The following is a 2,212-nucleotide window of genomic DNA, read 5'->3' as shown; positions in this document are numbered from 1 at the left end:
CTGTTTATACGTAACAAAGTAAAAACCGCATAAAATGTTATAATGCGGTCATTAACATCCTGTTTTTTCAACAAAGAAAAAGGAGGACACGATGACCGAAACAACAGGTATACGCCAAGACGTACTAACTCCTGATTACCATCCAACCGCCCCCTCTCGCTCCAGTTATCCGGACCCCGCATCTGCGCCTGTCCCCTATAAACGCAAGATATTGGACCGCTGGACTACGCGCATAACCGCAAGTAACCTGCCGGGCAACCAATTAGTCACAGCATACTTGCACGGCAAATATATAAAGAACCTTTCGCATCGTACCATTGATCATGCAGGCGGTGTCATTCTGGCTTTCATGCATTTTCTCAACAAAGAAAACAGTTCGATATTGGCATTGACGAGGGGTGACATCGGTGCTTTTGTAGAAGGAGAACAAGATAGGGGGCTCAAGACCGTTTCAATAATCTCTCACTTGCGGGTGGTCTATGCCTTCATCAACTACCTGGTAGAGCAAGAGATAGTGACCCCTGAAACCATGAAGCCTAAGATTCGTATACAGGAACCGGACACCCTCCCCAAGGCAATTCCCAAAGAAGATATCGACCGTATTCTCGATGCAATTGCAAGCGTAAGAGATCGAGCCCTGATTATGCTCCTGCTGCGAACCGGCATGCGAATAGGAGAACTGCTGGAGGTGAAGGTCGATGATATCGTCCTGCACGATCAGAAGATTTTACTCTACGTTGGTGCCAAGAACTATGAAGGACGAGAAGTTTATTACAGTAGTGACGCCGAACAGGCGCTCAAGCAGTGGCTGCGAACCCGCGACAAAACCCGACGCTATCTGTTTTACGGCAGGTCAGACAAACCACTGACCTATGCTTCCGCATGGAATGCGATGAGAAAAACGCTTGAGCGGGCCGACCTCTTAGATAAGGGGTACAGCCCTCACAGCCTCAGGCACACTTTTGCCACCGAGATGATCAACGCCGGCATGCGTGTCGAGGTCCTGCAACAGATCCTCGGCCATCAGGATATCGAGATGACTCTGCGCTATGCACGGCTCTCCGATAAGCGAAGAGAAGAAGACTATTACCGGGCCATGGCTGTTATCCAACGGGGAGGAGAATCTGATGAACCTTACCGAGTCAGTACTGCATTACAGGAGGTATTTGAAGAGAAGAAACTACTCAAGCCACACAAGAAAAAACTATCTGAATAGACTGCAGCACTTTCTTGGCTGGCTGCCGGTTGCGGTTGAATCGGCAGAGTCGATCCACATTAAGGATTTTATCGATATCCTGCTTGATAGAAGGCTCGGTCCTCAGACGATTAACGGTCACCTAATTGCTATCCGCAGCTTCTACCGTTATCTCATGGAGGAGGAGCAACGGGAGATTGAGAATCCGGTAATCAGCGGCTTATCGTTACGTCTGCCCAAACCGCTGCCAAGATTCCTTCAGGACAGCGAGGTCGCTGCGTTCTTTGGTGTGATCAGCAAACAGCGAGACTTGGCCATTTTTTTATTGATGCTGCGCTGCGGACTGAGAGTTGAGGAAGTGGCCAATCTGACCCTCGGCGTTATTGATCATCGCCGCAATCAGATCATGGTACGGTGTGGTAAAGGAGCTAGGGACCGGTTGGTTTTTCTTTATGACGATGCAGCAGATGCGTTAGCTGCGTATTTACGGCTGCGGCCTGAGACGGACGAGCCACGCATCTTTCTGGTTGAAAAAGGTCTCTACAAAGGAAAGCCATTATCGGTAAGAGGCATCCAGAAGAGGGCCGAATATTACTCAGCAAAAAGCGGTGTTCATGTAAGTTGCCATCAGCTTCGACATACGATGGCCACTGATCTGCTCAACGCTGGTGCCGACATTGTTACGATTCAGTACCTGCTTGGTCATAGTAAAATCAAGACGACGATGCGCTATGCCCGCCTGTCAAATCAGAAGGCCCGTATGGATTACTACCAGGCTATGACCAGGCTCATGGAAGTAAAGGGATCGCTGACCTCATGGAATATGAGGTGTTAAACCGCTCCACCAGAGACCACTTGCTCCGACGAGCGACTTGGGGGCCCATTCTCACAAGCGGTCCCTGACTCCGCTCAATTCGGAGATAAATCTTGACTTAAAAGAATATAATGGGAAAAGTTAGCTGCAGGTAAACATCTAAATCAACAAGAAAAAACAGGGTTGTTACGTATACAAACTGT

The 2,212-nt window shown here is 48.8% G+C and carries 2 protein-coding genes; both read left to right on the top strand.

What is annotated here, in order from left to right; genetic code table 11:
• The first annotated feature begins 91 nt into the window (after positions 1–91).
• A complete protein-coding gene (locus tag JWH17_RS23090; RefSeq protein ID WP_205225059.1) occupies positions 92–1,216 on the top strand; it encodes a tyrosine-type recombinase/integrase in 1,125 nt (374 codons plus the stop codon).
• Positions 1,167–2,030, top strand: a complete 864-nt coding sequence (locus tag JWH17_RS23085; RefSeq protein WP_205225058.1) for a tyrosine-type recombinase/integrase — start codon at positions 1,167–1,169, stop codon at positions 2,028–2,030. Before JWH17_RS23090 ends, JWH17_RS23085 begins: the two co-directional genes overlap by 50 nt.
• The last annotated feature ends 182 nt before the right edge of the window (positions 2,031–2,212 follow it).

It is taken from the genome of Desulfogranum marinum (assembly GCF_016918565.1).
In the GTDB taxonomy this organism is placed as follows: Bacteria; Desulfobacterota; Desulfobulbia; order Desulfobulbales; family Desulfobulbaceae; genus Desulfogranum; species Desulfogranum marinum.
Note: the sequence above shows the minus strand (reverse complement) of the source record. Positions and strands in the feature narration are given on the sequence as shown.

Bases quoted from the DNA above. Each gene is read 5' to 3' on its own strand.
- JWH17_RS23090 (WP_205225059.1), top strand. From the start codon at position 92: ATGACCGAAACAACAGGTATACGCCAAGACGTACTAACTCCTGATTAC.